Source organism: Povalibacter sp., assembly GCF_036520495.1.
Lineage (GTDB): Bacteria > Pseudomonadota > Gammaproteobacteria > Steroidobacterales > Steroidobacteraceae > Steroidobacter.
Genome location: NZ_DATDJO010000054.1, coordinates 1 through 5,836 on the forward strand (window position 1 = coordinate 1; position 5,836 = coordinate 5,836).

Annotated in this window: 4 protein-coding genes; all 4 read left to right on the forward strand. The window is 63.7% G+C overall.

The features are described from left to right. On the forward strand, positions 1-870 hold an 870-nt coding region (locus VIZ63_RS18485; protein WP_331611189.1), incomplete at its 5' end, for a hydroxymethylglutaryl-CoA lyase. Positions 871-923: 53 nt separating this feature from the next. Continuing rightward, positions 924-3,023, forward strand: a complete 2,100-nt coding sequence (locus VIZ63_RS18490) for a hydantoinase/oxoprolinase family protein (RefSeq protein ID WP_331611190.1) — start codon at positions 924-926, stop codon at positions 3,021-3,023. Between the two features lie 37 nt (positions 3,024-3,060). Next, on the forward strand, positions 3,061-4,950 hold the full coding sequence (locus VIZ63_RS18495) for a hydantoinase B/oxoprolinase family protein (RefSeq protein ID WP_331611191.1): 1,890 nt from the start codon (positions 3,061-3,063) through the stop codon (positions 4,948-4,950). Positions 4,951-5,059: 109 nt separating this feature from the next. Next, positions 5,060-5,836 (forward strand): CoA transferase (locus VIZ63_RS18500; protein WP_331611192.1); only part of this gene is annotated, 777 nt, incomplete at its 3' end.

Consider the following 5,836-nt stretch of genomic DNA (forward strand, 5'->3'; position numbering starts at 1 on the left):
GGTCTGCAACTGGAGCCGGGCATCGTCTCGACGGCCGACAAGGTGCAGATGATCGAGCGGCTGATCTCTGCGGGCCTGCGGCGTGTGGAGGTCACCAGCTTCGTGAATCCGAAGAAGGTGCCGCAGATGGCCGATGCCGAGCCGCTGCTCGCAGCGCTGCCTCGCCCCGAGGGTGTGGTGTTCACCGGGCTGGTGCTGAATCGCCGCGGCTTCGACCGTGCGGTCGCGGCCGGTTGCCACGAGATCGGCATGGTGGTGGTGGCGAGTGACACGTTCAATCGCCGCAACCAGGGTGTGAGCACCGAGCAGTCGATTGCCGACTGGATCGAGATGGCCGCGTTGGCGCGTGCCGCCGGTGTGCGTGCCCAGATCACGATTTCTGCAGCGTTCGGTTGCCCCTTCGAGGGCGAAGTGCCGATCGCGCGGGTGATCGAGATTGCCCAGCGCGTGGCCGAGGCCGACCCGTACGAAATCTGTTTTGCCGACACCATCGGCGTCGGTGTGCCGGCGCAGGTGACGCAGATCCTTGGGCAGGCGCGTGCGCTGCTGCCCGACATGCGCCTGCGCTGTCATTTCCACAACACGCGTAACACCGGTATCGCCAATGCGATGGCGGCAGTCGATGCGGGTGTCACGACGCTCGATGCCAGCATCGGCGGCATTGGTGGCTGCCCGTTCGCGCCGGCGGCGACCGGCAACATTGCCACGGAAGACCTTCTTTATTTGCTGGACCGCAGCGGCATTCAGACCGGCGTCTCGCTGCCGGCGCTGATCGACACCGCGCGCTGGCTCCAGGACACGCTGGGACGACCGATTCCCGGCATGCTGGCCAAGGCGGGCGAGTTTCCACGGACGAACCTGCCGTCGTAGTCGCGCACGACGGCAACTGACAATCGACACTTTCTAATTAAGAGATCAAATACATGTCCTATCGACTGGGCGTAGATGTGGGTGGCACGTTCACGGACCTGCTGCTGGTAAACGAAGCGACGGGCGGCACGTGGTCGGCCAAGGTGTCGAGCACACCGGCCGATCAGTCGATCGGCGTGTTGAACGGCATCCTCAGGGTGTGTGAGCGCGCCGGCATCGAGCCGTCGCAGCTCGATCACGTGATGCACGGCACGACGGTGGCGACCAACACCGTGCTGACCAGCACCGGCGCAAAGTGCGGCCTGGTGACGACGCGTGGCTATCGCCAGGTGTTGCAGATCGCGCGCTCGTTCGTGCCGGGCGGCCTGGGCGGCTGGATCATCTACAACAAGAGCCTGCCGATGGCGCCGCTCGCCTGCACGATCGAGGCGGATGAGCGCATCGGTGCCCAGGGCGAAGTGGTGGAAGCGCTGGATGAAGCCAAGCTGCGCGTGAGCCTGCGCGGCCTGCGCGAGAAAAACATCGAAGCGTTGACGGTGTGCCTGATCAACTCGTTCGCCAACGACGTGCACGAGCGTCGCATTCGTGACATCGCCCAGGAAGAGCTGCCGGGCGTGCCGGTGTCGCTGTCCTGTGAAGTGGTGCCCGAGATGCAGGAGTACGAGCGCACGGTGACCACCGTGGCGAACTCGTACGTGCGTCCGCGCGTGCAGCGCTATGTGAAGAACCTGACGGCGAAGCTGCAGGAAAAGGCACCGCAGGTGAAGCTGCACATCCTGCGTTCCGACGGCGGTCTGTCGTCCGCGGGTTCTGCCGAAGATTTCCCCGTGAACCTGCTGATGTCCGGCCCTGCGGGCGGCGTCACCGGCGCGGTGTGGGTGGCGAAGCAGGCGGGTTTCCCGAACGTGCTGACGGTGGACGTGGGCGGTACTTCGACCGACGTGGCATTGATTCAGAATTTCGAAGCGCGCCTGCGTCGTGAGACGACGGTGGGCGACGTGACGGTGCGTGCATCGTCGATCGACATTCGTACGGTGGGCGCGGGCGGTGGCTCCATTGCACACGTGCCGGAGCTGACCAAGGCGCTGCGCGTCGGTCCGGCGAGTGCGGGCGCGGATCCGGGTCCGGCGGCTTATGGCCGCGGCGGCACGGAGCCGACGGTGACGGACGCGAACGTGGTGCTCGGCTACATGCCGGAAGCGCAGCGTCTGGGTGGCGATCTGCAGCTGGATCGCAAGCTGTCGCACGATGCGGTGAAGAAAGTGGCGGACTCGCTGCAGCTCACGGTGCAGCAGGCGGCCGAAGGTATCTACAACATCGTGAATGAGAACATGACCGGTGCACTGCGTCTGGTGTCGGTCGAGCAGGGCTACGATCCGCGCGAGTTCGCGCTGATGGCCTTCGGCGGTGCGGGCCCCCTGCACGCGAACGCGCTGTCGAAGCTGCTGGGTTCCTGGCCGTCGATCATTCCGCCGGGCCCGGGCGTGCTGTGCGCGATGGGCGATGCAACCACGGCGATTCGCGACGAGCGTTCACGCACCTACGTGCGCAAGTTCAGCGACACCAGCGCGACCGAGATCGGCGAGATCCTGCAGGGCCTGGCGGACGAAGCCGCCAAGGCGCTGTCGTCGGAGAACGTGCCGGCCGATGAGATGCGTACCAACTACGAAGTGGACCTGCGCTACCGCGGTCAGGGCCTGCGTCTGACAGTCGAAGTGAATCTCGAGGACCTGAAGAAGGATGGCCTGAAGGCGATTTCCTCGAAGTTCGACGAAGAGCACAAGCGTCTGTTCACGTTTGCGCTGGAGCTCGAGCATGAGCTGGTGACGCTGCGCGCTGCGGTGCGTGGCAAGGCGGCGAGCGTGAAGCGCCCGCCACTGGACGAAGGCAGCGCCGATGCCAGCGCCGCGATCGTGGGCAAGCAGTCGGTGTTCATGGATGGCACGCCGCAGACGGCGCCGGTGTACGACCGCGCCAAGCTCAAGGCCGGCAACAAGGTTCCGGGTCCGGCCGTCGTGATGGAGATGGACTCGACGACAGTGATTCTGCCGAAGCATGTCGGCCACATCGATGCATTCGGCAACATTCTGATCTATCCGGACGGCTACGTGGCGAAGACGCCGCGCAGCAAAAATGCGCCGAGCAGCAAGTAAGCCCGTACCGTATTAAATCAGGATTGAGGACACTCCCATGCCCGCCAAGTTAGTACAGACCAACAACACTCCCTTCAATCGCATTCCGGTCGATACGGTCACGATCGACATCATCGAAAGCGCGCTGCGTAACGCGCGCTTCGAGATGGACACCGTGCTGTTCCGTACCGCGATGTCGCCCGGCATTCGCGAACAGCACGACTCCTTCCCAATGATCGCGAACTCCGACGGCAAGATGGTCGTCGGTCAGTTCGGTTCGTTCATCCACGGCTTCATGAACGGCATCGACGAGACGATCGAAGAGGGCGACGTTTTCTTCACGTCCGACCCGTACTCGGTCAACGGCGCGATCAGTCACGCCAACGACTGGCTGCTCTTGATGCCGGTGTTCAAGGACGGCCGCCTGGTGGCCTGGGCCGCGCAGTTCGGTCACATGACCGACGTCGGCGGCAAGGTGCCGGGCTCGCTGCCCACCGATGCGCGCCAGATCTACGAGGAAGGCATCGTGGTGCCGCCGCTGAAGATCTATCGCAAGGGCGAACTGCAGAAGGAACTGCTGCGCGTGATCCTGCACCAGTGCCGTCTGCCGCACTGGAACCTGTCGGACTTCAACGCCATCATCGCCGCTCTGCGTACGGCAGCCCTGCGCTGCGTCGAGATCGCCGATCGCTTCGGTGACAACGTGTTCTATTCGGCAATGGAAGAAATGCTCGATCGCAACAAGCGTGCGATGCGCGAGCTGATCCGTCGCAACGTGCCGGAAAAGCGTTCGTCGTTCGAAGACTATATCTGCGACGACGGCATGGGCATGGGCCCCTACCGCATCGCCTGCTCGATGTGGCGTGAAGGCGATAAATGTATCTTCGACTTCACGGGCACCGACCCGCAGTCGATCTCCTCGATCAACTTCCTGTTGAACGAAGAGATGTTCAAGATGTTCGCCGGCATCTACATGATCATGGTGTTCGACCCGCAGATCATGTTCAACGACGGCTTCTACGAACTGATGGAAGTGCGCATTCCGTCGGCCACGCTGCTCAAGCCGCTCAAGCCTGCTGCGCTGTCGTGCCGTACGCACGCGCTCGGCCGCATCTTCGACATCCTGGGCGGGCTCCTCGGCCAGGGTAATCCGGACTTCATGTGCGGCGCCGGTTTCTCCGACAGCCCGCACCTGATGTACTCGGGCTACGACAAGAACGGCGAATGGTTCCAGCTGTTCCAGATCACCTTCGGCGGCATTCCCGGCAAGCCTTTCGGCGACGGTCCGGACGGTCACTCGCTGTGGCCTTCGTTCACCAACGTGCCGAACGAATTCCTGGAAAGCTACTTCCCGCTGCGCATCGAGACCTACGAGACGCTGGCGGACACGGGCGGTGCCGGCAAGTTCCGCGGCGGCAACGGTCTGCGCATTGCGTACCGCTTCCTCGAGCCGGGCGAGATCTCGATCCATGACGATCGCTGGCTGACCTATCCGTGGGGCGTGAACGGCGGCGAGCCGGGTGCGCGCAGCAAGAAGACGCTGGTCCGCGTCGATGGTTCCCAGGAACTGCTGCCCTCGAAGATCGACCACGTCAAGGTCGAAGCCGGCGATGTGCTGCTGGCCGACACCTGGGGTGGCGGTGGCTGCGGCGATCCGTTCGAGCGCGACATCGAGGCCGTGCGCTTCGACGTCGAAGCCGGTCTGGTCACCATCGAGGGCGCACGTCGCTTCGGTGTGGTGATGAAGGACGACTCGACGGTGGACGTCGCGGCGACCGAGGCACTGCGCAAGGAGTTGATCGCTGCTCGTCCGCAGAAGAAGCTGTTCGATCGCGGCTTCGACACCATCGAGGAACTCAAGTCGCGTTGCGTGGCGGAAACCGGTCTGCAGCCGCCGAGCGCACCGAGGTTCATGAAGACTCAGGTGAGCTACCTGCCGACGAATTGATGCAGGAGCTGCGTAGTCGCCGCCGGAAACCACCGGTGGCGACTACGACTCGCCCGGCCGGTCCGCCGGCCGTCCCGGTCACCATGCATATATATATAGGAGTTGTTGCATGTCTCACGCGCCTGATGCTTTCAAGAACGGCCCTCTGGGCAACCTGCGGGTCATCGAAATGGGCACGCTGCTGGCGGGCCCGTTCTGCGGACAGCTGCTCGGCGACTTCGGCGCCGATGTGATCAAGGTCGAACCGCCGGGCCAGGGCGATCCGATGCGCGCGTGGGGACGTGAGAAAGCCAATGGCAAGTCACTGTGGTGGCCGGTCGTGGGGCGCAACAAGAAGGCGATCACCCTCGACCTGCGTCAGAAAGAAGGTCAGGAGGTATTGAAGGAGTTGGTCGCCAAGGCCGACTTCCTGCTCGAGAATTTCCGTCCCGGCACCATGGAGAAATGGGGCCTGGGTTACGACGTGCTGTCGAAGATCAATCCGGGTCTCATCATGATCCGCGTGTCTGGCTACGGCCAGACGGGCCCGTACTCCAAGCAGGCCGGCTTCGGTGCCATCGGTGAGGCGATGGGCGGCCTGCGCTATGTGGTGGGTGATCCCTCGACGCCGCCCTCACGGATGGGCATCTCGATCGGTGATTCACTCGCCGCCACCTTTGCCTGCGTGGGTGCATTGTCCGCACTGAACTACCGTGCGCAGACCGGTCGCGGTCAGGTCGTCGACTCGGCGATCTACGAAGCCGTGCTCAACATGATGGAATCGCTCGTCACTGAATACGACAAGGTGGGTTACATCCGTGAGCGCACCGGTGCGATCCTGCCGAACGTGGCGCCTTCGAACGTGTACAAGACCAGCGACAACCTGGTGCTGATCGCCGCCAACCAG